Below are 22,869 nucleotides of genomic sequence, written 5' to 3'. Positions count from 1 at the left end.
GTATATAAACTGAATTATCATTCCAGTGCTTCCCTTCAAATTTACCTGGTAGTAATTCAAAGTAATTAGTCCCAATAAGGAACTTGTTTGAGTAAACAATCTGCATCATAACACCTACTCAACATGATTATTTAAGCTCTACACCGGTTTCTGATAACGTCTCTCGTATTCACGACGCCCCACCACCTTAAGGCTCCGAAGGAGCTGGCCGCGATGCGGTTAGGTGGTGCGGGTGTGTCCGGCTGAATTCACTTCCCTGCAACTGAAATGCCTCTTCGAATCCAGCTCTAACTTCGGCAGGACCGAGGGGCGAATGCCCCGAAGCGTGAATATGGTGTTATACGTAGTGAAAGGAGGAAATAAAAAACCTCCGAAATGCCGCGAATCCTTATACACCAAGGGTTTCAAGGGTTTGAAGAACCTATCCGACAAGGCGCAAATAACCTGTTTTTTTTGCAGAGTAATACGCAATCGTATATCGGAAAGTAATACGCGCCCCCATCACTACATCGCATAACTTTGTTCCGCGCATTACCTCCAAGGGAGGCAATGCACAATGATCAGCAATCCAAATAAGCTAAACGAAGACAACCATCCCACTGTTTCATTTAACGATGCCGTCAACCTCTTTTTGCAAGATTGCAAAGTCCGTAACTTAACGAAAGAGACCCTCCGCCGTTATCGCAACGGGCTTAAAAAGTTCCATCACGTTCTCGAAGCAAGCAACAAGGATATGACTATTCTAACTGCGTTGGACTTAACCCACTGCATCATTCCTGGCATGTTCGATGAAGGATTGGCGCTTCGAACGGTGAACTGCAACATTTGCATTCTGAAAGAGTTTTTTAAATTTCTAGCAACTGAAGGCTGGATTGAAACGAATATAGTAGCCGATTTGAGACCGTTTAAGGTTCTGCAATCTTCGACACATACCTTCACGGAAGGGCATTTGAAGCGGTTATTTTCTCAACCGGACCGCTCCACCTTTACCGGATACCGCAATTACATCATGATGCTAGTTTTATTCGATACCGGCATCCGTTTGAAGGAACTGACGAACCTCCGGGTGACGGATATTGACTTTGAAGAACAAACGATCCGCATTCTACAGGGCAAAGGAAGAAAACATCGTATCGTACCCATTCAACGCACCTGCGTCTTGGAATTAAAACACTACTTGCAGGAACGAGGAAAGCTGGATCACGACCGCCTTTGGGTGAATTTGGACAACCAGCCGTTTGAAGATTCAGGTATCCGGGTGATGATCTCCCGTTATTGCAAAGCAGCGGAAATCCAAGGTGTTCAATGTTCCTGCCACACGTTTCGCCATACTTTTGCAAAACAGTATTTGTTAAACGGTGGCGATATGTTTACACTAAAAAGCATTTTGGGACATGAACGGATGGAAACTACTGAGTACTACGTGGAGCTTTTTTCCCGCGACCTGCAAATCCAGCACGAAAAGTTCAGCCCTATCGAACATCTAGCTGATGAATTTCCCGCCTCCATCGACGAAAGCGGGGTGAGCCAGCAATGAATACGAAACGCAGGCAAAATGCACTGACTCAAGTGGATATATCCAGTTCCGCTAAGCAGCAACTGAGTCTCGACGATTTGCTTCACTCTTTTATTCTCGATTGCAAGGCGAAAAACCTTTCAGCACTCACTCTCCGATTTTACAAAGATAGCGTACAACAGATGAAAGATGCTTTTCAGGATCAGGAAATACCGCTGGACATTTACGCAGTCACTTCCCGCGAAATCAAAAATTATTTTGTCGCCCATTTGATTGACCAAGGCAAGTCGGACAATACCGTGAACGGCAGAATCAAGGGGGTCAAGCAGTTTTTCAAATACTTGTTAACTGAAGGCTGGTTGACGCAAAATATCGCGGACGATCTTCATGTCGTCAAAGCCGAAAAGCTGATGATTCAAACCTTTACCAAAGAGCAAGTGGCGGATCTGTTGGAGAAGCCGGATCGAAAAACGTTTACCGGATTCCGGGACTATACGATGATGATGGTCCTTTTTGAAACAGGCATGCGGATTAGCGAATTATGTAGCTTGAAGATCGGTGACCTCTTCTTCAAAGAGCAGGAGATTCGAATTACGAAGGGAAAAGGAGGAAAAGCCCGCCGCGTACCGTTTCAGCAAACATGCGCAAAAATCGTCCGTAAATATCTGGACGTTCGCGGCGACTTGGATACGGACGCACTGTTCGTCAATATCAATAACCATCCGATCAGCGTTCGGGCTTTGCAGGAGAAAATGCAAACCTACGGTAAAGCGGCGAGCATTCAAGGGGTACGGGTATCACCCCATACATTCCGCCACACTATGGCGAAGTTTTATATACTAAACGGCGGAGATCCTTTCACCCTGCGACGTATTTTAGGTCACGCCACGCTGGACATGGTAGAATATTATATTGAACTGTTCAGCAGTGATATTAGGCAGCAACACAAAAAATTCAGCCCTGTTGAAAATATGAAGCGTATTATCTAATCAAAATAGGCACTAACGTTGACTAAGCAACCGGCAGTAATGTATAAACTTGCTAAAGGAAAAAAATAATAAAACATCTTGACCCTGTACCTTGGTACAGGGTTTATACTTTAATTGGAGGTGACGAAATGGAGTATCGTTCTGGAGATATTTCTAAATTGTGTAACGTTAATAAAGAAACATTGAGATATTACGAACGAAAAGGTCTGATTCATGAACCGGTAAGATCGGATTCAGGCTACAGGCTTTATCCGGAAGATACGGTAACCCGGATTCTGTTTATTAAACGCATACAGGAGCTTGGTTTCACTTTATCCGAAATTGATAAATTGCTTGGTGTCGTTGATAAGGACGATGTGAGATGTGCCGATATGAATGATTTCGTTGTTCAAAAGCTTGAAGATGTTCAGTTAAAAATTAGAGATCTTCAACGAATCGAATGTATGCTAAAGGATTTAAAAGATCGTTGTCCTGACGAAAAAGCGATACATGAATGTCCGATCATCGAAGCGTTGATTGACAACAACCAAAAGGAAAAGGAGGAAATCCTGTGAAAGAACATGCCAAAAAATTGGGATGGGGCTTTTTAGCTCTGCTTACCTGTCCTTGTCATCTCGTTTTGATTCTCCCTTTACTGGCTGGAACCACGCTTGGTGCGTTTTTTACTGCTCATCAAACAACCGCTAGTGTTATTTTGGGAATCGTTTTTGTGATTTCCATTTTGATGATTTTCAATCGAGTCAAACAAGCAAAAACGGATGCAAAGCACGATTGCTGCTCGGTTCCGCAAAGAAAATGAGGTGAATGATTTTGAGAGAAAAAATGACTAGCTTGGCAACGGTACTATCCGCTTTTCTTATGTCCGGCTGTTGCCTCGGACCCTTAATTCTCATCCCCCTTGGATTATCGGGATTTGCAGGAACACTCGCGATTTTTTCAATAAAGTACCAACTGTTTCTTATGATTATGACGTTATTATTTCTTGGTGTTTCGTTTTATTTGGTGTATGGACGAAAATGTAAAAAGAAAAGCACCGTCATCATGTTATGGATATCGACCGTTTTGGTTTTGGGCATGTTTTCTTATACACTTTTAGCTAATGGATTCTTTTAAGGCAGGTGATCGCAATGAAAAAAAGTAAAATGACATTATTTTTCGTAATGATATTATCCTTTGCGTTGATAATATCCGCTTGTGCCAGTCAGGAGAAAAGCGCAAACGCTGTCAGCACTTTAATTACAGAAAACATGGAAAAAGCATCGTTTAAAGTAACTGGCATGTATTGTGCAAGCTGCCCTTTTGTTGTAAAAACTGCTATTCAGCGTGTAGATGGTGTTAAGAATGTAAATATAGAAGGCAAAAGCGTTACCGGAACCGCTGAGGTTGAATTTGATAAAAGTAAAACAAATATAAAAACCATTAAACAAAGTGTTCTTGATTTGGGGTATGGTGTCCAATAATTTGCGAATCATATATTAAGAAAGTAGGTGTTCGTTGAATAATGAAAAAATACCGAATACATGTACAAGGAATGACTTGCTCGGGTTGTGAAGAACACGTTGCAACAGCACTTGAAAATATCGGAGCCGTAAATATTGAGGCGAGCTTCCGCCGCAAAGAAGCCACTTTTGAATTACAGGATGACGTGGAGATTGAAACAGCCAAAAAAGCCATCAACGAGGCAAAATATCAATCCGGAGATGCGGAAGTTCTTGAATCTCATGATGTTCCGGTTCTTGGCGATGAGGGTGATTATGATTTATTGATTATCGGCTCCGGAGGGGCAGCTTTTTCCGCCGCGATTAAAGGGGTTGAGTATGGGGCAAAAGTGGCGATCATCGAGCGAGGAACCGTTGGCGGAACCTGCGTAAACATTGGCTGTGTGCCATCCAAAACACTGCTTCGTGCCGGTGAAATCAATCACTTAGCCCAAAATAACCCTTTCTTGGGGCTAACTACATCCGCAGGAACGGTGGATTTGGCTGAGTTGGTGAAGCAAAAAGATGAGCTAGTCAGTCAGCTGCGTGAACAAAAGTATATCGATTTAATTGGTGAGTATGGATTTGAACTCATTCGCGGAGAAGCAAAGTTCCTTGATGAAAAAACCATTGAAGTCGATGGGCGAAAGCTTACCGCGAAAAGATTTTTAATTGCTACTGGGGCTTCTCCTTCTATTCCGGATATTCAAGGATTAAAAGACTCCGACTATTTAACAAGCACGTCACTGCTGGATCTTAAACAATTGCCCAAAAGCCTTGCCGTTATTGGTTCCGGGTATATTGCATTGGAGTTGGGGCAGCTATTTCATCATTTGGGTACAGAAGTTACGCTAATGCAAAGAAGCCCTCGGGTTTTAAAAGAATATGACCCTGAAATTTCCGAAGCCGTTACAAAAGCAGTAACCGAGAAAGGGATGAATCTGATTACAGGTGTAACCTATGATTGCATTGAAACAAGCGGCAACCTAAAACAAGTTCATATTTTGGTAAACGGTGAAAAGAAAATCATCGAAACCGAGCAACTGCTTATTGCTACCGGAAGAAAACCGAATACCGAAGTACTCAATTTGCCTGCCGCAAACGTAAATTTAGGTGCTAAGGGCGAAATCGTAGTCGATGATTTCTTAAAAACATCAAACCCTAGAATATATGCCGCAGGCGATGTAACGATGGGTCCGCAATTTGTGTATGTGGCAGCATATGAAGGCGGCATCGCGGCGGATAATGCAATTGGAGGATTAGAGCGAAAAGTGAATCTTGAAGCTATCCCTGGCGTGACATTCACTTCTCCCTCCGTTGCTACCGTAGGACTTACGGAAGAGCAAGCCACGGCAAAGGGGTATGAAGTTAAAACTTCCGTTCTCCCTTTGGATGCGGTGCCTAGAGCACTTGTGAATCGCGAAACAACAGGAGTTTTTAAAATAGTTGCTGATTCTAAGTCGTTAAAGGTACTAGGGGTTCATATTGTTGCTGAAAATGCAGGCGATGTCATATACGCGGCAACATTGGTGGTGAAATATGGGCTGACAGTTCAAGATTTACGGGAAAGCCTTGCACCATATCTAACGATGGCCGAAGGATTAAAATTGGCCGCTCTTACATTTGATAAGGATGTATCCAAATTATCCTGTTGTGCCGGCTAATGGAAATGAAAGCGTGAAAAACAATGAACTGTGTTAGACTGATCTGCATAAATACGCAGCGGCAGCTTGGGGCGAAGAAATAAGTCCTTGACTGCCGCTCTGCTACATTTAATTGAATTACCGTATTTTCTAAAAGACCGTGAGTAAAGAATTATTGCATTTTTATGTCCTCGTTCAACGTAAGCATATTAATATTTTCGTTAAATTCGTTTCGCAAGAAAGCTTTTGCTTCCTCGTTCCCAGTTAACTGAAATAAAATTGGTGTTTCCTCGTGACTTGCACTAACGGTAAAGTTTAAAAATGGACAGCATTTTCTCTCCAGACTAACCCAGTCATTCAGAAGGCGCAGCGTATCCGAATCACCAAAAAATAGATACTCGTATCCATTTTCAATCTCCGTAACACCGAGCTTTCTTTTTTCTAATTCATACCAAGTGTTCTTATATTCTACACGCTGCTCTTTCGTAAAAACTGTATGGCAACAAGCGACCGCTATTTCTTTACTCATGTCTTTTATCCCCTTTCACTTGGCGCAGGAATTACAGCTGCAGCCTGGTTTAAAGCATGTCGATCTATTTGCCTTACGCCGTTGATAAATAACGACTCCTGCTACAACAAAAACAAGAGTCAAACCGGCGATAATGACCGGATTCAAGAAGAAAGATGATATTCCGAGGACTGCCACACCACCAAGCAAAGGCAATGCGCAGCACAAAGCGCACGCTCCCAATATACCAAGCCCAGCCAGCCAATCGTTTTTTTTCATTTTACTTCTCCTTCCCATGCGAGCTATAATTTAAGTATAAATCTTAAAGTTAACTTTAAGTCAAGGGGTGAAGTTATGGCAGAGCTTAGCATTGGTCAGTTGGCGACAAGGGCAGATGTGAACGCATCGACGCTACGGTATTATGAATCCGTTGATTTACTGCCTTCTCCGGAACGAAAAAACGGTCAGCGTAGGTATGATGAGAAGATGCTCGACCGTATCAATTTTATTAAAGTCGCGCAACAAACGGGATTTAGCATTCAAGAAATCGCTGTTTTATTAGAGGGCTTTGAAACGGGTGATTCTCTTTCCGAGAGATGGGAGCAGATGGCGAAACAGAAACGATCCGAGCTGGATGAGAGAAAAAAACAAATCAATTCAATGATACAAATTCTAGACAACGGCTTAAGCTGCAAATGCCTCACCTGGTCGGAATGTTTGGAGAAGATACAAAATTCCGGTACTTGTTAGAAAGGGGCATGCTTCGTGCTGTTGGCTATTTTCATTTTTGTACTTGCTGGACTCGCTGAAATTGGCGGGGGTTATATGGTTTGGCTATGGTTGCGAGAGTCTAAGCCCCTTTGGTACGGCATTGTCGGAAGCATCATCCTCATTTTGTATGGCATAATCCCAACACTGCAAAGCTTTCCATCGTTTGGGCGAGTCTACGCCGCTTATGGCGGCGTGTTTGTTATTCTCGCCGTTCTATGGGGATGGCTTGTCGATAAGAAAACACCAGACATGTACGATTGGCTAGGAGCCGCTGTTTGCATTGTAGGGGTGGCTATAATGTTATGGGCTCCACGAAGTTAATAAGATCATGGTTCAATCAAGCTACTTTGGTTTTTGGTCAGCTTAGAGTAACAAAAAACCGCCAAACCGACATGCCATCTTCCCTTATCGTTTTTCATTTATAGTAATCGATTTCGGTGTAAGTTCTGCATCGGGGATGACTTGGTGTGTTTCGCTTTCATTTCCGGACGCCACAGATTCACGTATTTTTTGACCATATCCTGTGATGTGTGTCCCAAGATGTCCTGCAAGCTGTAAGGATCACCGTCATTCATAATGTACATTTTCGCGAACGTGTGCCGCAGCGTATGAGGGCTTACCCGGACATTTTCTATCCCGGATTTCTTGCCGTAAATCCGTAAATTTTCCTGAAACGTACGGATGCTGAGCGGTCGGCCTTCCAACGTAACAAACAGGTACTGTGACTTGATTTCGCCCCTCGCCTTGATATAACGCATCATGGTTTTGCGTACCTCATCACAAAACGGAACATCGCGCGGCTTTTTGCTTTTCCCGATGACGCCGAGAAGTTGAGCTTCCTTAATATCAATTTGATTCATTTTCAGCTTACCTGTTTCCCCAATCCGCAGGCCGGTATCAAGAATCAGGGACAACATCGCGTAATCCCGGAAACCCGTGAACGTTGTCTGATCCGGTTGCTGCAACAGAGCAACCACCTGCTCCTCCGTAAAGGACGGAATCGCCGGGTGATGGCCTCTCCTTGTTTTCAAATGCACAGCCGGATTGTCTGCTTTCCACCCTTCCTCATGCAAGAACGTAAAAAACCGCTTGATTGCCTTGAGCCGGTTGTTGACAGTGTTGAGTGCGTATTTCTTCTTTTCGACCATGTACAGGATAAATTTGTTCCGTAACACCTCTGTGGTTACTTCGTAAATGTCAGCCTCGATCTCTTGTTCGTGCAAGATGCGCCGGTAGCATTCCAGACTGTTTTGTTCAAACTTGATCGTATGCTCGGACGACGTTTCCGCTCGGCGGGCTTGAATAAACAGTTTGACAGCCTCCTGCCAGGTCAGCCGGTATCCAGAGCTGGCTAATATTCCGGAATCGTACAATTCGTTACTGCGCCGCTTGTGCGTGGTGTCGTTTTGGCGAAATATCGGTACAACATTTCCGCTCATTGTTTTTTCCCTCCATTTGAATGATTTTAGTATTCGTAAACTTTTCATTAAAAAGGAACTTAATATTAGTAAATTTCCTTTTTTAGCAACGAACAGCTTGCCTGCCACCCCACCTACCCGATATCCGATTTTTTCGGATCGTTACAATTGCGGCAGGAAAGGCAATGATCGTGTCCTTTGTAAATCCGAACAAAGATCTCCGGATCAATTCGGATGGTTTTGCCGCATCGTAAACAAGTAAACGAAATTCGTGACACCCGTATCATCACCTTTTCAGGAAACAGCAAAGCCGCCCCAATGGGACGGCTTTGCTGTTTCCTGATGAATTATTAAAAAAGAAATTTTTAGCTATTGAACCAACAAAAGCAAGGTTTGACCTTGATCCGATGTGACCAGCTTTCCATGATCGTCGCACCATTGCTCGTTTTTTCGGACAAAATCCGTGACACGTGACCGGATGTATACCAAGTCTCCTTTTCCGAGCGTAATCTTTGTGCCGAGGTAATCTTCCGCATCAGCCTTAGCCCGTTCAATGGGATAAGATCCCTCCAAGATGCAGTAAAGCATGTGTTCCAGAACATCCTTCTTATCTACTGAAGCCACGGTATTTTCCTCCTTCATTGAACCGATAGCGGTTACGCTCTGGAAAGTGTATTCGCCGTAACAAACAAATTCCGGATCTTAAACTCGATCGGGCTTTCGGCGAGCAGGACAAGCCGAAGGTTGCCTTTGGCCTCAAGCCAGAAATGCGGTTCTTTCATTATATATTGATCGCGATGAACCCATGCTGGGCACTGGGCATCATAGTCGTTGCTCAGCTTATGCACCATCGCAGCCAGAAAAGGCAGCATATAATCGGGAAATCCAAGATGACCTTCCGGTTCCCGTTCCACCATCAATTGCCGCTGCTCATTTGAAGCCCGATAAAATTCATCCAGAAAATTGCCGCAATGAATAGCAAACTGTTCGACATCACTGCTGCTCCAATGAGCAATATTCCATACCGTCATGTTCATTCCTTCTTTCCTATTACCTTAACGAGAAAGCAGTTCCTCCAGCAGATAAGCAGTTTTGGGCAACACTCTGCTTTGCGGATAAAACTTTTCGAGAATAGCCAGCGCCTGCTCAACCGTTTTAATGTTTAAATACCGCAGTAAATACCGCATATCGTCCACATCCTTGCTCTCGTACGTGCGCGCGGCCATGCTTTTCATCGCTAGCATGTATTCTGGCGAAGCGGCGAAAATATCCAGGTTGCTCATTTTTTGGAACAACCGCACATCATGACGATGTGAGACAAAGCCTTTCACCGCATTATTCAGCCAATCCGAAGGCAGGCGATGCTCGTCTGCGATGTTTTTAATGATCGTATAAAGCTCCGTCGTCGGCGCAAATATGGCATCCACGTCCTTGGTGCTGTCCCGGCTCTGAAACACCAGACACATAACCGCTCCGCCGAATAAACAAATTTCGCCGCGCATTTGTTTCTGCTTCAACTGTTCGTTGATTTGTTCCAAGTAATTCATAATCTCCAACCTGCTTAACAATAGAATCTACTCCCTTCATTATATAGGATCATCATGGTTTTCAAAAGCTTTTACCGGTCCTTTTCCTTTTGCAGCACGTCGCCCCCGACGTTGCCTCGTGTGCCGCATCGAAGCGAAAATCGGGGTAAGGGAACGACTCATGCAAATAACCCGCCAATAGGCGGGTTATTTGCAGCAATATGCGATCTACACGTTTCTAATCTAGCGATTCACTATCCGAAATAGTGCTTCCCAGCTAATACGATTATCTCAAGTCCGGTGGTAGACCTATTCCGGAATAGTTGCCATCGCCACGCCTGACCGCTTCCCCCTCGGCTTGCCGCGCTTGCTCATAGTCGGGGTGAGCTTCTTCTTTTTTCTTGCAATCCAGGCAAATGGTGTCCGTATTGAACATGCTCATCGTTCGGACAGTCAATTTCTTGCCGCACCGGTCGCAATTCGCTTTTTGAAAAAAATCCATTGGGTGTTCTCCCTCCATATTCCGTTGTATTTTTAAAGCTATAGAAGTAGATTGCATTCTTCTGCTGTCCTATTTCGTAATCTTCCCGCAAGCTTGCTTCCTATCGTTGCTGCTCCATTGCCCAATCTACTTGCTTCCCATCAATCTGACGGACGGCTTGTTCCACTACAGCACGCAGCGCACCTGTCGAGGGAACGCTGTCCCATCCCCGACTGTAAGAAAGCTCGCAATGCTTAAAATTGAACAAGCCACTTTTACTAATATAAAACTGTACGATACGTCCTTCAGCAATCCCCTGCTTAGATGGATGCCCCAATACCTGAGCATGTATTTTGTAACCATTGATTTCACCTGCATAGCACATTCCTAATCCCCACGAGCACGTAGAAGTCATCGCCATAGAAGCGTCACTCCTTTCATGGCACCATTCGTTTTTAACATCACCCCACCAGATATCACTGCTTTTTCAGGCAGAAAAAATACCCGTCCATGGAACGGGCCTGTATGCTTATAAGATTCATTCGAGTTAATGGGGCGGCTCCTCTTTTTTGAATCGTTCATCAGCAGGAATCTGGTCGATTAATTCATCCAAGCTGGCATACATCTGAAATCCATCCAAAAACCCGCGCACATATAATTCTTCTTTCTCCTTGGACTCCTGAAGACTCATGCACTCTTCCCATTCCACAAACTGGCGATGCTGTTCTTCAGAAAATGACTCGCGGAGCTTGTCAAACAATTCGCCTGCTTGCTTCCATGCCTCCCTGTGCATCGGATGCACATGCATGCGCTGACCAAGTATATCGATTCGTTTGCTAATTGCCGCTTTTAACCATGGAGGTACACCATCCACACCGATTTCTCCCTTCCTCGGAAAGTGTGTCTACTGTAACTCTGCTGCGCCCGGTGTGGCAAGTCGTTTCTCGCGGATGCTAGATTCTTTTTATCTCCGTTCTTCAAACGCCCAGTCAATGGCTTTTCCGTCAAAATGACGGACCGTTTTTTCCACTACGGCACGTATACGGCGATCGCTCGGCGGACCGCCATCCCAGCCCCGGTTATCGTGAATTCACGATAACCGGGCTTATCACGGATTTCGAGTTATCAGGAATAATGGATGGAATACGTCGTAATGCCGCATTTTCCACCCATAAATTCGTGATAACCGTTTAGTTATTTTAGTCCACATAGCTGCTTTAATAAATCCTCATCATCCACCTTGTAACGTTCCGCATTTAGGTATTCGCTCAGCGGACTGTCCTCTGGGATAGCGTTAGCAATGGCTTGACGTTTGAGTTCTGTGTCAGCGTGGGCGTAGATGAGAGTGGTATCCAGTTTCGAGTGTCCTAACCACTGCGATACGAGCATTAAATCTACGCCGCTTTGGTATAGGTGCATTGCTCGCGAATGCCTAAATAAATGCGGGTGTACGTTCTCCGGCACTTCAGGACAAACTTTGCGGGCGGTGATGCCGTAATCACAGACCAATCTGCGGACATTGTCCTCGGTCATACGTTTCTTTACACCATCACGGATAACGTAAATTAGGTGTTGTTCCGAATATTTGCCCTGATTCGGATGGAATGCGGCGATGTATTTTTTTAGATGCTCGACAGCCTTTTCCCGAAGCGGTACAGCACGAACTTTGCCGCCTTTGCCGTGAAGTGTCACAGTTGGCGTACTACCCCAACGGATGTCGCATAAGCGGACATCCAAGAGTTCCTGAACCCTCGCGCCGGTTTGGTATAGGAACAGCATCATGAACATATCCCTCAAGCCTTTTTGTGTGGAGGTGTCAGGTTGCTCCAATACTGCCGTAACAGCGGTTTCGCTCATATGCTCGACCGTTTCTTTTGGTGCGATGGCAGATTTAACTTTCTTCAATTCCTGCCAATAGGCAACAGCCGTAGCCTCGGTTTCGGCGACATAAGTGTAGAAAGCCCTGATGCACTGTAATCGATGGTTTCGTGTTGCAACGCTGCAGCCACGCTCATTCTCAACGTGGTCGAGGAATTTTTCAAGCATCGCGCTGTCAATCATCTGAAATGTAATCTCGTTCAGTTTGACGTGCTTCTCGGATTTGACGAAGTCAAACAGCAATTCCAATGCTTTCTGGTAAGCTCTAATCGTGTTCGGACTGCACTTCCTCATGTTAGGCAGATATGACTTGAAAAAGTCACGCACCAATGTGAACAGCTTGTTGCCGGCTAAATCTCCCATACATGAACCTCCGGCACGACTTCGTCAAGTTTGTCCCAGTCGACACCTGGGGATTTCAGCAGGTTTTCCGGAAGAACGTGGATGTAATGTGCCGTATCGGATATATGCTCGTGTCCCATATAAGAACGGAGATAGGGGAGCATAGCATAAAGGTCGCGTCCTTCATTAAGCCACTTGTGAAGGACTGCCGAGGCGAAACGGTGACGCAAGTCGTATGGGCGGACGTTTGGGAGTTTCGTTTCGCTAGTTTCAAGGTTTGCTGCCGCCCAGCATTGCTTGAACACCGTTCTGATTTGAATGTGGCTGTACGGCTCGTCATTCACGTTCGGGAAAAAGAATTTATTGCTATCCGCAAACGCGTTTCTGCGCAAGTCGTGATTACGGCACAAGTCCAGCATATCACCAGACATCACGACTAACCGCTGCTTTTTACGCTTGTTGTTAACAATTAAGATTTCGCCATTGCCAAGGTTGATATTGGCGCATTTTAACTCACGGCCTTCGTTAGGTCGCAAACCGCAAGTGTAAAGTAATCGGAACAGAACAGGAGCAATCTCGTGCATAAACGGCAGTTTTGCGTTTGGCGATAGGCTGTCAATAGCCTCAAAAAGTGCTGCTAATTCAGTATCGGTGAACAAATGCGCCGTAAACGCCGACTTCTTTCTGAGATAATCATCTGGCAGGACATATGCGTCTTTGCCAACGGACACAAGGTATTTCCCAAACTGCCTGACTGCACAAGCCTTATGGTAAATGCCGTTGCGTTTCGGACGCGACTCGACTTCCAGCCAGTTAAGTACCATTTCTTTGGTAAGCATAGTTGCGTTGGGATAATGGTTGGTACAGAAGCGATCAAATTTCGTGAGACTGTGCTCGTGGGTTTTTCTGGAGTAACCATGGATTTCCTTAAAAGTGAGCATTGCTTCCATTGTTGCGGATAGTCCGCTTGTAAATTTCACCATTACACGGTCACCCCCTTTGGCACAATTCCGGCGAAATCCAATGCACACTCACGCAAATGCCGCGCGTCCAAAGCGATATACGGTTTTGTCGAGTCAATGTCAGAATGTCCCAGTGCCTGGGCAACAGTAGTGACAGGAACGCCAGCAGTGACCATATTCAAGCCTACGCTACGGCGGAGACCGTGAAAGCTTTTGCCGTCAAATGCCGTACGGGTTAAACCCGCTTTACTGAAGTACAAGTTATAGATGCTTAATATCGCCGCCTTGCTCGCAAACCCGCGAAACGGGGCGACAGAACGCAGGAATACTTCCTTTGCAACACTTTTCGGTCTGCAATGCAGTAAATAATCTTGAATTGCTTCGCCTACATCGGTTGTCAACGGCAATGCCAGAGCCTTTCCTGTTTTGGACTGGATAATACGGATTTCGCCATTTCGCCAATCAATGCCGGTAAGTTGCAGACGCACTATGTCGATGGAACGAAGCCCTGACACCGTTGCAAGCAGCAGTATGGCGTAGTCACGTTTGCCAATAGCGGTGCTACGTTCTATAACACCCAGTATAGTGGCGGTTTCGTCCTGCGACAACGCAGGCTTCACTTTACGCTCAATTAATACTGGGAAAGACAGAAGTTTGCCGAAATCATCAAGTGTGCGGCCTGTTTCTTGTAAATATCGGAACAGTTGCTTGAGTGAGTATTTGATATCCCGCAGACCGCTGCCACTCATATGCACGGAGCAGAAAAGCAGATACCGTTGAAGATCCATTGCCGTGAACCGTTCCAAATCTTGAAAGCCGTCTTGCGTCAACCACGCAAACAGTTTTCTTGCACAAGTCAAAACGTGGGATAATGTAGCGCTTGACCACCTGCCGCAAACGGATACTTCCATCAGTAAATCAGCGAAATATGGATTAGTGATGGGAACTGGGTTTTGTTGTTGTGACGGATTCCATGTTCCTGTTGCACTGAAGTCCGACAACATTCGAACATAACGCTCGCGCTTCATGTAAACGGATCGGATAATTTCGCCGCTCGCATAGCGTTTTCGGATGCCGTCGAGGTAATCTGCCAAGATGCTTGGCTCGAATTGCTCTTTGCCGGCTTGCTTGTGAAGATGGACTATTTTCCTGAACAAAGTTCGCATGTGTTGCAACGAGGCTTTGCTGTAGCCTAAATCGACCAACTCCGTAATCAACTGGGAGGTGAGTGTTTGTACATTTTTTGTTTGCATTTGCTTTACCGCCTGTGTTTGTGATAGTCAGGATATTCTCCTGCCGTCACTATTATCGTGAAATTTCAAGCGAAAACATATAGCGATTTCTATGATTTTTAGGTTTTTTCCTGATAACTCGAAATCCGTGATAACCTCGGTCATAGTTGGTCAGATTGCGGTTGAATCCCACTGTCCGATCCGGATATATCGTCAATCGGCTAATCCGTCCCTCAGCAATTCCGTATGTGGACGGCTCTGAAAAAACCTGCGCCTGAACAAAATAGCCATCCACGTCACCTTCAAATCTCCTGCCCATAAACCATGAACCCTTATCTTGAAATGACATATTCATCTCTCCCCAAATGAAAAGGACACAATCGCTTTTCCCGATCCTGTCCCTCTTAATCGTAAGGCTGATTTTCTTTCTCTTTGCCGCACTTGTCGCATTTCACCGTACACGAGCGGGGATAATTCAGTTTTTCCATTCCGCTCAAATGTTTTGGATATTCTTCGATTTTCACTACGAGTAAGAGACCTCCGCACGAACATATGAACATGTCTCACTCACCTCCTTTCCGTATCAACGCTTCACTACTTCCTTATTGCGAGACGAGACTAAAATCGGAGCAGTTTTTGCTTGAACGCTTCCAACTCTCGAATCCGCTTGTCTGGTTCGATCCAAGATCCGATCTCCTTTCGCTCCGCAATCATGACCAGCGCCCGCCGTTTGATCTCCGGCTGCAGCTTGTTTTGTTCCATCTGTAAAGCAGCAAGAACCAAAACAACGGAAACATCGTTCATCGGATCGGGAAAGTCCGCAATGCACCGCCTTGTCACTTCCTCCATCGGAAGTCCATCCCGGCTGTGCCTCCGAAACCGATCCCGAATATCCAACGCGTCGTCATTCTCAAAAATCCCGTAGCCCCATGCGCCTATGACAAACCTCTCCCTTCTGATAACAAAACGTCCTACCGCTAACCTATGATTCGATGCCCATACACCGGCCGATTGAGACACCGTTCATTTTGCCGTAAACAGCCTCGCTTTCCATGTTGTTAAACAGCGTTAGGCAGTCATCAATTTCTGCTGTATGCTGCGCCCCATTGGAGGAAAAGGCAATCTCGATGCCATCATACGCTTTCTTCACTTTTCGTTTAAATTCTTGATATGTCATGGCTTCATTCCCTCCTTCCTTCTATTTGGATTTTCGGGAATAGAAAAGCGGCGACCCTTCCTTCAACTCCGACACGCCTTTTCTTTTCATAAAAGCCGCCAGATCGCCTTCGTATACCTGGCTTGTGACACCTCGCTGATCTCGGATGTAATAGATCATATCGCCGAACCCATTCTTTTTCTTGTCGATCAGTTCCAAGGACGGCACGATTTCCCCCTCCTCCATCCAAGCGTTTGCGTAGCTGGCAGACGGTTGAATTGGAAAGAGACAGCCGCCGCCTGATGTTAATGCGTACATACACATTCCTCCATGAACACGAAAAGGACCCCAAAGGAGTCCTTTCGTGTAAAATGTTGAACGATGAGAAAGCCGAAGTTAATGCGTTCCGCCCGTGCCGAAGTCATCATAGGAAGACAGGTTGGCATGATAAAACACAATGTCTCCATCTTGCAACTGAAAGGTTATACCGTACGGATCAGTGAAGCTACGCTGAAATCCTTCTATCTGCCATTGGTTGTTCAACGGCGCATTGATGTACTGTAAGTGCGGGTTGTTCACGTCCTGATTACGGATCGACTCGATATTGAAATTGACAATAATATATCCGTCCTTCAGGAAAATCGGGGACTTGTCATCCAGTCGATTCGTGCGTCCATATTCCGCCAAATTAGTCCCTTTCGGCACGACATATGGCGCAGCGGGCAAACTGTATTCCCCATACCACTGTTGCACCGAAGCATTTGCCCGCGCCCCGTTCACGCCAGACGGCACATTCATGCTTCCGATAAACGTCCGAAGCTGCTGCGGTAAGAGCAAAATGTCGTACCCCCCGATGTACGTTTGCTTCTTGGCATTTTTCAGATATTGATCGATATACGTCTGCTTTGTGCCGGAACCTCCGTTTAAGCTCCACAACGATCCCGCCGTGTTGACCAGCTCCTGCTGTGGTACATTACGCAGCCGGGCATCGAGCGTCACGTACCTTTTCTCAACATCGTCGCTGGAGCCGATCCGGATGAACTTCTTCGTGCTCGTGTGATAATAAAGATCAACCTGTTGGCGGTTCTTGCCTTTGGTATCCACGAAGTAGAACGTTGGCGTGATCTTGATGCCGTCCTTGGATCCATACATGTTTCCCTTCGTCTTGAGATCGAACTTGAAGTGATAGCCAGTCTTAACCGCGATATTTTTCATGCCCTGATTTGGATTGCTGCCATGCCGAACCGGTAGTACAAACGGGGCGCTGTTGCCGCGCGCCGCACCGTCAATCCCTTTTGTACCGACCCAATAGTGCTTACCGGTCGGCATCGCACTGCCTTTTTGCGTCCTGAATACCGTTTCCCAACTATAGTCGGCGATGTCGGTAATGCGGAAATCATAGAGACGGCCGATCACTTCCACCGGAATGACTTGCGTGGCAACGTGGTTGCTTATCTCCAGATTGGCGTTCATCTGTGTACCGAACGATGCCGGTGGGCTGTTTTCCGCGAAGGTGCGGAACAGCATATCGTAGTTGCCCTCGTCTACCCATACAGGCAGGAAAAAGGTCGTCGTGGTTTGCGTAACCGGAAGCGAAATCCACGTCTCCTTCGGATAAAAGGTCGATTTGTCGCTGCTGTACGTATCAAATGGGAACCAAACCTGCTTGTCTTTCGTGTACTTCACATAGTCCCGGTTGCCATAACCTTTGATATCCCGATGCGGGCCGCTCGTTGGTACGGTCACGGTAAATGGTCGATCCAAAATGAAAGCCGAGCGACCCGCGCTCGGCTTTGTCTTTTGATTATGGGCTTGATCGTCCGAAACGGAAGCAGTGTTGACGACCGGCGTATGCACGGTCACGGCATTGATACCGTTGATCGGATACGACTTGTTCTCTCCCCCATTGATGCCTTTCACCAGCGTATAAAAAATCGTGCCGGAGCTGGCTTGATTCGCTTTGTTCGTTTTGACGGAATCGATTAGGTATCCTTTGCCGTATAGCACATCCTGCTCGATCGTGGTCGGAGCCGGAATCGCACCCGGTGCCGGAGCCTTTTCATCCACCGTTCGGTTGTCCATTACTGTCGTCCCGTTAAAGACAACCGAATCGTTTTTTACTTTGATCTTGCCGATCGCCCTTTCCGCTTCGCTTTTCCAATCCTCATTCGGAACGGACGGGCGGCTGGAGCCACCGGAAATCGTTTGGCCGGGCAACGTCACGTTGGCATACACCGGATGGGTAATATGCGAATCCAGCGATGCTTCATGCACGGCGGATACGTTCGGCGGTGTATAGCCGTTCGGCTGCAACGTGATCGTTCCCGAAGGCAGCGCGTAGTTGGCGAACGTGGCTTTTTGTAGGCCATACACTTCGAGATTTTGGATTTGCCAATAGCTGTACTTGCGTTCAATCGAATAACTCTTGGCGACGGTCTGCGTATCCGAACGGGGTACGTAAACGGTCGTCGGATTGCCTTCCGCATCCGGAGGTCCGGATCGCTTTTCCGTCCACGTTAGCGTATACGTTTTACTCACTTGAATCGGATATTGTTTTGTCCCGGACATTTCCGTAAATTCATTCCGATACAAATACGCTTTGGACGAAGCGTTCACATACAAGCTCTCGGAAGTAGGAATGCCTTTGACGACATCGAAGTTCTCTGCTCCGCGCTGATCGGCCTTAATGACGCCTGCCACATTCGGATCCATGACTCCAGCTTGTTGCGTCGTTCCCCCGGTCGGTGTATCCCCGCCATTCGAAGTTTGCACCGTGTGGTCAGACGTCGAATCACCTATGTTTCCATCCACATCTTTGACCACCACCGTAATGTTCACCATGACGCTGGAAGAAGAACCGATTGGGATACGGATCGGAATCGATTTCGCAGCGGATGTACCGCTTAACGTGCCGGTCTGGTCATCGGACTGGATCAACGAAGCGTTTTGGATGCTCGTGATCTCATACGTTTTTAGATTGGTCAATGCTTTCGCATCAAACAAAAAATCCCCGTTCACTTCGGTCGTCGTTCCGCTCACCTGTGTAGGTGCCTCAATGCGGGAGGTGACGGTTACCGAGGAGGGGATTTTATAGATACCAACAAAATTGGAGCCGCCTGAAGCCACCGTGATCGATCGTTCTCGGAGCTTCGGATCCGTTTTTTCCTGAACAAACCTTTTGGTATTCGGGTCATTCGTGTCCGTAATGTAGGAACGGATAATTTCGTAGGTTTTCCCACCCGAGACAAGTTGGGCCTCAAAGGTGTGTGTCGCTTCGGCTCCAGTTGCAAACTTGCCCTTATCGACTTCCTTCAGCTTCGTACCGTCTTCTTTCTGGTAAATCGCCTTCACCGGGTTGTCCTGCTCTTTATATTCGGCGATAATGCTTACTCCGCTCAAATAGACGCTGATGTGCCGATCAAGCAGATTAGATTCCCCTATTTCACGCACAAACTTTTTGTCACTGAGATTATGTTTAGATACGATATACGATCGCACAATCTCATAAGTCTTTCCGCCCACTTCAATTTTCTGATCAAACGTGTGTTCAATCTCGACTCCCGCCTTATAATCACCCTTATGAAAGGAGCAGGCCGGATCAGAGATGACGGTACCCGTTTCTGTTTTACATACAACATCGACCGGAAAATCCGGGCTGTCGTAGGTCACCGGAATGCCGAAATAATCGTCCAAATCGTCCGGATGCGCCCACGATTGCGCCTTTTTGATCCCGTCCAACGTGTAGTATGGACCTCCGATTTGACTCCCGTTTTGGGTGACGATCATGATTGCATACAAATACAGTTGATCATTTTGCTGAATGCCTTCCAAATCATTGTCGGTTAATGCCTTTGTTACTCTTGTTTCCGAAACTTCAAAATAGGTGGTGAGTTGTTGTCCAGGCACCGGTGGATCAGGGTATTGGCCCACTTGTTCTAGCCCTTCAATAGCTGCGGAACCCGCTCCTGTTGGGTCACAGTGTCTACCTGTAGAATTTGTTGTACAAATGGATTGATTTTCTCTTCGTACAGTCCAGCCAACTGTTTTATATCGGATTCCGCTTGTGGCAGCGGTACTGGCAACGACAAACTTAATTTTTCCTTTTTCGATATTCACCTGCGGAGTTTCTGCGTTAACCGTTGGAACAAACCCACTAAATAAAAAAAAGCATGCCATCAGCATGCTGAAATACTTCTTTATGATTTTTCTCATATTATTTGGTTTCACCCACTTTTTCGATCGTATGGTTAAAGAAAAGACTCGCTAACGTATTCACTTTCAGAGTCTTGCCCCAATTCCCGCCGACATTCGTTCCCATAGCCACATCAGTAAAACCTTCGTACCATACATTTTTCTCAAAAGAAAACTCGTTAGGAAACCATTTGTCGTACAAAAGGTTTTTATTCTCGTTAAAGGAAGTAAACTTTACACGGAATTTAGATCTCACATAATTGTTACCAAAGCCATCTCGGTAAATCATGGAAGGTTCCGGATCAAGATACCCTTCCACTCGAATTTTATTTTCCTTAACCCAATCGACATATTGCTTGATATATTTCAATTCGCTTCCATTTAGTTGCAATTTATTAGCAAACAAATCATCTGCCCAACCATAATCCATGGTTGAATACTCCACATTAAGCAAAACAGCTCCGTATTTTTTCAACCGATCTATCCAAATATCAATGTTTTCCTTCTTTAATTCCGGATAATTCGCGTAAAGACTGGCCGAAACCTCGCTATCCGTTTTGTGTGAATATGGATACTCTAGCTCATACATCTCATTCGGCACATCTGCCAAAATGTACGGATAGTCGGCCGCGTTTTTCGGCAAGTCAGTCGTGCGAATTAAACGACCCCATTCATCGTATTTCGCCACGGCATCTTCTTTAGTTGTGATAAATACAGTCGATGTCGACGCATCCCACTTCACTTCCGCTCCCAACACTTCACTGATAAACCGTAAGGGGACAAACGTCCGCTCCTTTTGCATAATGGCTTTCGTATCAAAGGTGACTTCTTCACCGTTCACAAGCGCTTTGCTAGATCCGACAGTCAGCAGAATCTGATGATCGCCTCGTTCGATCGGAACCGTCATCGTATCCGATTCCCAACCGACTTTCGCCTTCATTTTTTCGGCGACAAAGCGCACCGGAACCAGTGTCCGGTTGTTGTCATCGACGAACGCCTGCGCATCGGGAAACCAGATTTTGTAACCGTCCATTACCACACTGACGAAAGTCGGTGCAGTCACCGCCGCGTTGGAGATACCAGCCACAAGACCAAATAGCATGATAGCAGCCAAGCTTGCACCCATCCATTTCTTCACTTGAATCAACTCCTTCGACATGATTTTTGAGAAATTCAGGAAGTTCACAATTGTTTTACTCCATCATATAATCACCTGCCCAACCTGTCCACTCCTTCATGAAAGCATTGCGATTTATGTCGTATTCCTGCAACTGATCGGGATATATCCCTTTTGTGCAGCTGCTTTTCCGCTCTCGAATGTTTCTTCAATCGGATATGAAAACGGACAGGTGTTGCGATAATACACCTTCATGCCGTCCTTGATCGCCCCAACAATGATCGGCTTTTTCAGCACCCTGCTACCGCCTAATGCATAGTTGTTATACACATTGCTCCCCATCGGAATCCCCTGAATGAAGGCCAATACTCCGGTGTCATTGATCGTGTTGTTCCACTCCTCTTGGCTGATCGCCGGCAGCATAAATGTATAGGACACACCTGTCCGCATCGCATACTCATTATGGCGATTGATCCGATACGTCAGTTCATTCTGAATCGCATTTACAATCGTATTTCGTCGCACCTGATCGAATAACTGCGGATCGTGAAGGAGCGGAATCACTGTTGTCTGTTGAATCTCCGTCCTAAAACCCTCCTGCCATTCACCGCTACCCGTTTCATAAGCTGTCACATAGTCATCCAGCGTGAAGGAAAGGCTATTGCCCTTTGTGTCGGCATACGCATAAGGCTTCTTCGGACTCCACACGGGCCGTATCTCCGTTTCACCAGCCGTATTCGAAAATTCTTCTTCGGCATACACATAAAAACCATCATACCCAATAACCGCCACCGCCGGAATGTATCGATTCAAGACGCCCTGAGAGATCGGATCATCCAAAATGCCAAAATTCAAATACAGCGTATGGTAAAATGTCGCGATGGCTTCCTCCTTGTTCACCCGAACCCTTTTCCCCGAATCGTACTGCGCTTCCTTCTGTTGGTTCATATTCGTAAGCAACGCCTGTGCCGCATCATCTACTGCTGTATCTAGCGCCGCATCATAGCGAAGCTCCGTAATCATCATCCGACGCTGCGTTTCGGTATCCAGCCGATTGATGACAAAGAACAGCAGCAGAATCAACACCCCTACGATTGCCCAGTTAACCATCTTCATTGCGCACAACGCCTCCGTAGGGAATAAAGATTTTTTCATGCGGACTACTGGCATTATTCAGAAAATCGTGCAGGATCGTCCCATTCGTTCGGTTCGTGTTTTTCACGAACACATGAAACGTATCGCCCACCGCCAGTTTATACCGGCGCGTCGGATCGTCTTTACCCGCCGTCGTATTCGGAAACAGCACCGGCAACATTTGCGCGTTATAAAAGGTTTCATAGTGAATAGCGTACGCATCCCGGAACGTCTCAGGGCGTGTTGGGTCGTCATACACCGGATCATATCGTTTTTGCCCATGCTCCATTTGAATGTCAAACGTGTTGCCGGTCGCATGCAATCCCTGCACAAAGTCATTGTACATCGCTGGAGAAATGTAGCCTTTATCCCGCACCGCATCCACAAATGTGGTCACCGCCCGAAGCACGACCAGCTCCGAGACATCGTCCTGATTATCAAACGCAGCGGAGATCGGGAATATATATAAAAGAAGAATCGCCATTATTATCGCAAACACCTTTGAAATACTGTTCATCGCACACCCC

Annotated in this window: 29 protein-coding genes; 9 read left to right on the top strand and 20 right to left on the bottom strand. The window is 46.1% G+C overall.

All coding sequences use genetic code 11. The features are described from left to right. Positions 1-556: 556 nt before the first annotated feature. The 7 genes from ACESLK_RS16395 to merA all read left to right on the top strand — a co-directional run bounded on the left by ACESLK_RS16395 (position 557) and on the right by merA (position 5,647). The gene (locus ACESLK_RS16395; RefSeq protein ID WP_373230666.1) at positions 557-1,537 is read left to right on the top strand and encodes a tyrosine-type recombinase/integrase; all 981 of its coding nucleotides are present in this window, start codon (positions 557-559) and stop codon (positions 1,535-1,537) included. Further along, complete coding sequence (locus ACESLK_RS16390) at positions 1,534-2,505, top strand: tyrosine-type recombinase/integrase (protein WP_373230665.1); 972 nt, start codon at positions 1,534-1,536, stop codon at positions 2,503-2,505. Before ACESLK_RS16395 ends, ACESLK_RS16390 begins: the two co-directional genes overlap by 4 nt. A gap of 128 nt (positions 2,506-2,633) precedes the next feature. Next, on the top strand, positions 2,634-3,059 hold the full coding sequence (merR, locus tag ACESLK_RS16385; RefSeq protein WP_373230664.1) for a mercury resistance transcriptional regulator MerR: 426 nt from the start codon (positions 2,634-2,636) through the stop codon (positions 3,057-3,059). Beyond that, entirely contained in the window at positions 3,056-3,304 is a 249-nt protein-coding gene (locus ACESLK_RS16380; protein ID WP_373230663.1) for a transporter, read from the top strand. Before merR ends, ACESLK_RS16380 begins: the two co-directional genes overlap by 4 nt. Before the next feature lie 5 nt (positions 3,305-3,309). Beyond that, complete coding sequence (gene merT / locus ACESLK_RS16375; RefSeq protein ID WP_373230662.1) at positions 3,310-3,618, top strand: mercuric transport protein MerT; 309 nt, start codon at positions 3,310-3,312, stop codon at positions 3,616-3,618. A gap of 14 nt (positions 3,619-3,632) precedes the next feature. Further along, entirely contained in the window at positions 3,633-3,965 is a 333-nt protein-coding gene (locus ACESLK_RS16370) for a heavy-metal-associated domain-containing protein (RefSeq protein ID WP_373230660.1), read from the top strand. Positions 3,966-4,006: 41 nt separating this feature from the next. After that, positions 4,007-5,647, top strand: a complete 1,641-nt coding sequence (gene merA / locus ACESLK_RS16365; protein ID WP_373230659.1) for a mercury(II) reductase — start codon at positions 4,007-4,009, stop codon at positions 5,645-5,647. A 151-nt stretch (positions 5,648-5,798) separates the two neighbouring features. Here the strand turns inward: merA and ACESLK_RS16360 are convergent, their stop codons facing one another. Together ACESLK_RS16360 and ACESLK_RS16355 are read right to left on the bottom strand one after the other, a co-directional pair. Then, on the bottom strand, positions 5,799-6,155 hold the full coding sequence (locus tag ACESLK_RS16360) for a hypothetical protein (protein WP_373230658.1): 357 nt from the start codon (positions 6,153-6,155) through the stop codon (positions 5,799-5,801). Between the two features lie 15 nt (positions 6,156-6,170). Continuing rightward, entirely contained in the window at positions 6,171-6,413 is a 243-nt protein-coding gene (locus tag ACESLK_RS16355; RefSeq protein ID WP_373230656.1) for a hypothetical protein, read from the bottom strand. A gap of 75 nt (positions 6,414-6,488) precedes the next feature. Here ACESLK_RS16355 and ACESLK_RS16350 point away from each other — a divergent pair, with 75 nt between their 5' ends. Together ACESLK_RS16350 and ACESLK_RS16345 are read left to right on the top strand one after the other, a co-directional pair. Continuing rightward, positions 6,489-6,884 carry a MerR family transcriptional regulator gene (locus ACESLK_RS16350; RefSeq protein WP_373230655.1) on the top strand — a complete coding sequence of 132 codons (396 nt, stop codon included), beginning with the start codon at positions 6,489-6,491 and terminating at the stop codon, positions 6,882-6,884. A gap of 15 nt (positions 6,885-6,899) precedes the next feature. Continuing rightward, complete coding sequence (locus tag ACESLK_RS16345) at positions 6,900-7,226, top strand: YnfA family protein (RefSeq protein ID WP_373230654.1); 327 nt, start codon at positions 6,900-6,902, stop codon at positions 7,224-7,226. A 98-nt stretch (positions 7,227-7,324) separates the two neighbouring features. On the opposite strand, the gene ACESLK_RS16340 is transcribed toward ACESLK_RS16345, so the two are convergent. From ACESLK_RS16340 to ACESLK_RS16255, 18 genes are all read right to left on the bottom strand, one after another. Beyond that, a complete protein-coding gene (locus ACESLK_RS16340; protein WP_373230653.1) occupies positions 7,325-8,344 on the bottom strand; it encodes a tyrosine-type recombinase/integrase in 1,020 nt (339 codons plus the stop codon). A gap of 348 nt (positions 8,345-8,692) precedes the next feature. Next, a complete protein-coding gene (locus ACESLK_RS16335) occupies positions 8,693-8,947 on the bottom strand; it encodes a hypothetical protein (RefSeq protein ID WP_373230651.1) in 255 nt (84 codons plus the stop codon). Between the two features lie 32 nt (positions 8,948-8,979). Then, on the bottom strand, positions 8,980-9,354 hold the full coding sequence (locus tag ACESLK_RS16330) for a hypothetical protein (protein WP_373230650.1): 375 nt from the start codon (positions 9,352-9,354) through the stop codon (positions 8,980-8,982). 24 nt (positions 9,355-9,378) lie between these two features. After that, positions 9,379-9,891 carry a DUF6036 family nucleotidyltransferase gene (locus tag ACESLK_RS16325; RefSeq protein ID WP_373230649.1) on the bottom strand — a complete coding sequence of 171 codons (513 nt, stop codon included), beginning with the start codon at positions 9,889-9,891 and terminating at the stop codon, positions 9,379-9,381. 244 nt (positions 9,892-10,135) lie between these two features. Next, complete coding sequence (locus ACESLK_RS16320) at positions 10,136-10,351, bottom strand: hypothetical protein (protein WP_373230648.1); 216 nt, start codon at positions 10,349-10,351, stop codon at positions 10,136-10,138. A 100-nt stretch (positions 10,352-10,451) separates the two neighbouring features. Then, a complete protein-coding gene (locus ACESLK_RS16315; protein WP_373230647.1) occupies positions 10,452-10,751 on the bottom strand; it encodes a DUF7678 domain-containing protein in 300 nt (99 codons plus the stop codon). A 126-nt stretch (positions 10,752-10,877) separates the two neighbouring features. Beyond that, on the bottom strand, positions 10,878-11,204 hold the full coding sequence (locus ACESLK_RS16310) for a hypothetical protein (RefSeq protein ID WP_373230646.1): 327 nt from the start codon (positions 11,202-11,204) through the stop codon (positions 10,878-10,880). A 320-nt stretch (positions 11,205-11,524) separates the two neighbouring features. Further along, positions 11,525-12,571 (bottom strand): site-specific integrase, encoded by a 1,047-nt coding sequence (locus ACESLK_RS16305; RefSeq protein ID WP_373230644.1) that lies wholly within the window; start codon positions 12,569-12,571, stop codon positions 11,525-11,527. Continuing rightward, positions 12,559-13,533 carry a tyrosine-type recombinase/integrase gene (locus ACESLK_RS16300; RefSeq protein ID WP_373230643.1) on the bottom strand — a complete coding sequence of 325 codons (975 nt, stop codon included), beginning with the start codon at positions 13,531-13,533 and terminating at the stop codon, positions 12,559-12,561. Before ACESLK_RS16300 ends, ACESLK_RS16305 begins: the two co-directional genes overlap by 13 nt. Then, positions 13,533-14,669 carry a site-specific integrase gene (locus tag ACESLK_RS16295; RefSeq protein ID WP_373230642.1) on the bottom strand — a complete coding sequence of 379 codons (1,137 nt, stop codon included), beginning with the start codon at positions 14,667-14,669 and terminating at the stop codon, positions 13,533-13,535. The genes ACESLK_RS16300 and ACESLK_RS16295 overlap by 1 nt, the downstream gene beginning before the upstream one ends. 148 nt (positions 14,670-14,817) lie before the next feature. Beyond that, a complete protein-coding gene (locus ACESLK_RS16290) occupies positions 14,818-15,093 on the bottom strand; it encodes a DUF7678 domain-containing protein (RefSeq protein ID WP_373230641.1) in 276 nt (91 codons plus the stop codon). Positions 15,094-15,362: 269 nt separating this feature from the next. Continuing rightward, positions 15,363-15,764 carry a DUF4259 domain-containing protein gene (locus tag ACESLK_RS16285; RefSeq protein WP_373230640.1) on the bottom strand — a complete coding sequence of 134 codons (402 nt, stop codon included), beginning with the start codon at positions 15,762-15,764 and terminating at the stop codon, positions 15,363-15,365. Further along, positions 15,727-15,921 (bottom strand): hypothetical protein, encoded by a 195-nt coding sequence (locus ACESLK_RS16280; protein WP_373230638.1) that lies wholly within the window; start codon positions 15,919-15,921, stop codon positions 15,727-15,729. The genes ACESLK_RS16285 and ACESLK_RS16280 overlap by 38 nt, the downstream gene beginning before the upstream one ends. A 21-nt stretch (positions 15,922-15,942) precedes the next feature. Next, on the bottom strand, positions 15,943-16,218 hold the full coding sequence (locus tag ACESLK_RS16275) for a hypothetical protein (RefSeq protein ID WP_373230637.1): 276 nt from the start codon (positions 16,216-16,218) through the stop codon (positions 15,943-15,945). A gap of 78 nt (positions 16,219-16,296) precedes the next feature. Further along, on the bottom strand, positions 16,297-20,112 hold the full coding sequence (locus ACESLK_RS16270) for a DUF5704 domain-containing protein (protein WP_373230636.1): 3,816 nt from the start codon (positions 20,110-20,112) through the stop codon (positions 16,297-16,299). Position 20,113: 1 nt separating this feature from the next. Next, positions 20,114-21,250 carry a copper amine oxidase N-terminal domain-containing protein gene (locus ACESLK_RS16265; protein WP_373230635.1) on the bottom strand — a complete coding sequence of 379 codons (1,137 nt, stop codon included), beginning with the start codon at positions 21,248-21,250 and terminating at the stop codon, positions 20,114-20,116. Between the two features lie 93 nt (positions 21,251-21,343). Beyond that, on the bottom strand, positions 21,344-22,324 hold the full coding sequence (locus ACESLK_RS16260) for a hypothetical protein (RefSeq protein ID WP_373230671.1): 981 nt from the start codon (positions 22,322-22,324) through the stop codon (positions 21,344-21,346). Further along, positions 22,311-22,859: a hypothetical protein gene (locus ACESLK_RS16255; RefSeq protein WP_373230634.1), complete on the bottom strand. Its 549-nt coding sequence runs from the start codon at positions 22,857-22,859 to the stop codon at positions 22,311-22,313. The genes ACESLK_RS16260 and ACESLK_RS16255 overlap by 14 nt, the downstream gene beginning before the upstream one ends. Positions 22,860-22,869: the final 10 nt, after the last annotated feature.

Origin of the sequence: Cohnella sp. (genome assembly GCF_041640265.1) — a bacterium.
Classification (GTDB): Bacteria; Bacillota; Bacilli; order Paenibacillales; family Paenibacillaceae; genus Cohnella.
The sequence above is the reverse complement of the archived record's forward strand: the minus strand, read 5'-3'. Positions and strand labels throughout refer to the sequence as shown.

Coding starts and splice junctions, on each gene's coding strand:
- ACESLK_RS16265 (WP_373230635.1), bottom strand. CDS start 21,250: ATGTCGAAGGAGTTGATTCAAGTGAAGAAATGGATGGGTGCAAGCTTG.
- ACESLK_RS16370 (WP_373230660.1), top strand. CDS start 3,633: ATGAAAAAAAGTAAAATGACATTATTTTTCGTAATGATATTATCCTTT.
- ACESLK_RS16255 (WP_373230634.1), bottom strand. CDS start 22,859: ATGAACAGTATTTCAAAGGTGTTTGCGATAATAATGGCGATTCTTCTT.
- ACESLK_RS16390 (WP_373230665.1), top strand. CDS start 1,534: ATGAATACGAAACGCAGGCAAAATGCACTGACTCAAGTGGATATATCC.
- ACESLK_RS16355 (WP_373230656.1), bottom strand. CDS start 6,413: ATGAAAAAAAACGATTGGCTGGCTGGGCTTGGTATATTGGGAGCGTGC.
- ACESLK_RS16275 (WP_373230637.1), bottom strand. CDS start 16,218: ATGTACGCATTAACATCAGGCGGCGGCTGTCTCTTTCCAATTCAACCG.
- ACESLK_RS16280 (WP_373230638.1), bottom strand. CDS start 15,921: ATGACATATCAAGAATTTAAACGAAAAGTGAAGAAAGCGTATGATGGC.
- merT (WP_373230662.1), top strand. CDS start 3,310: ATGATTTTGAGAGAAAAAATGACTAGCTTGGCAACGGTACTATCCGCT.
- ACESLK_RS16300 (WP_373230643.1), bottom strand. CDS start 13,533: ATGGTGAAATTTACAAGCGGACTATCCGCAACAATGGAAGCAATGCTC.
- merR (WP_373230664.1), top strand. CDS start 2,634: ATGGAGTATCGTTCTGGAGATATTTCTAAATTGTGTAACGTTAATAAA.
- ACESLK_RS16395 (WP_373230666.1), top strand. CDS start 557: ATGATCAGCAATCCAAATAAGCTAAACGAAGACAACCATCCCACTGTT.
- ACESLK_RS16270 (WP_373230636.1), bottom strand. CDS start 20,112: ATGAGAAAAATCATAAAGAAGTATTTCAGCATGCTGATGGCATGCTTT.
- ACESLK_RS16320 (WP_373230648.1), bottom strand. CDS start 10,351: ATGGATTTTTTTCAAAAAGCGAATTGCGACCGGTGCGGCAAGAAATTG.
- ACESLK_RS16330 (WP_373230650.1), bottom strand. CDS start 9,354: ATGACGGTATGGAATATTGCTCATTGGAGCAGCAGTGATGTCGAACAG.
- ACESLK_RS16350 (WP_373230655.1), top strand. CDS start 6,489: ATGGCAGAGCTTAGCATTGGTCAGTTGGCGACAAGGGCAGATGTGAAC.
- ACESLK_RS16260 (WP_373230671.1), bottom strand. CDS start 22,324: ATGAAGATGGTTAACTGGGCAATCGTAGGGGTGTTGATTCTGCTGCTG.
- ACESLK_RS16315 (WP_373230647.1), bottom strand. CDS start 10,751: ATGGCGATGACTTCTACGTGCTCGTGGGGATTAGGAATGTGCTATGCA.
- ACESLK_RS16305 (WP_373230644.1), bottom strand. CDS start 12,571: ATGGGAGATTTAGCCGGCAACAAGCTGTTCACATTGGTGCGTGACTTT.
- ACESLK_RS16360 (WP_373230658.1), bottom strand. CDS start 6,155: ATGAGTAAAGAAATAGCGGTCGCTTGTTGCCATACAGTTTTTACGAAA.
- ACESLK_RS16340 (WP_373230653.1), bottom strand. CDS start 8,344: ATGAGCGGAAATGTTGTACCGATATTTCGCCAAAACGACACCACGCAC.
- ACESLK_RS16290 (WP_373230641.1), bottom strand. CDS start 15,093: ATGTCATTTCAAGATAAGGGTTCATGGTTTATGGGCAGGAGATTTGAA.
- merA (WP_373230659.1), top strand. CDS start 4,007: ATGAAAAAATACCGAATACATGTACAAGGAATGACTTGCTCGGGTTGT.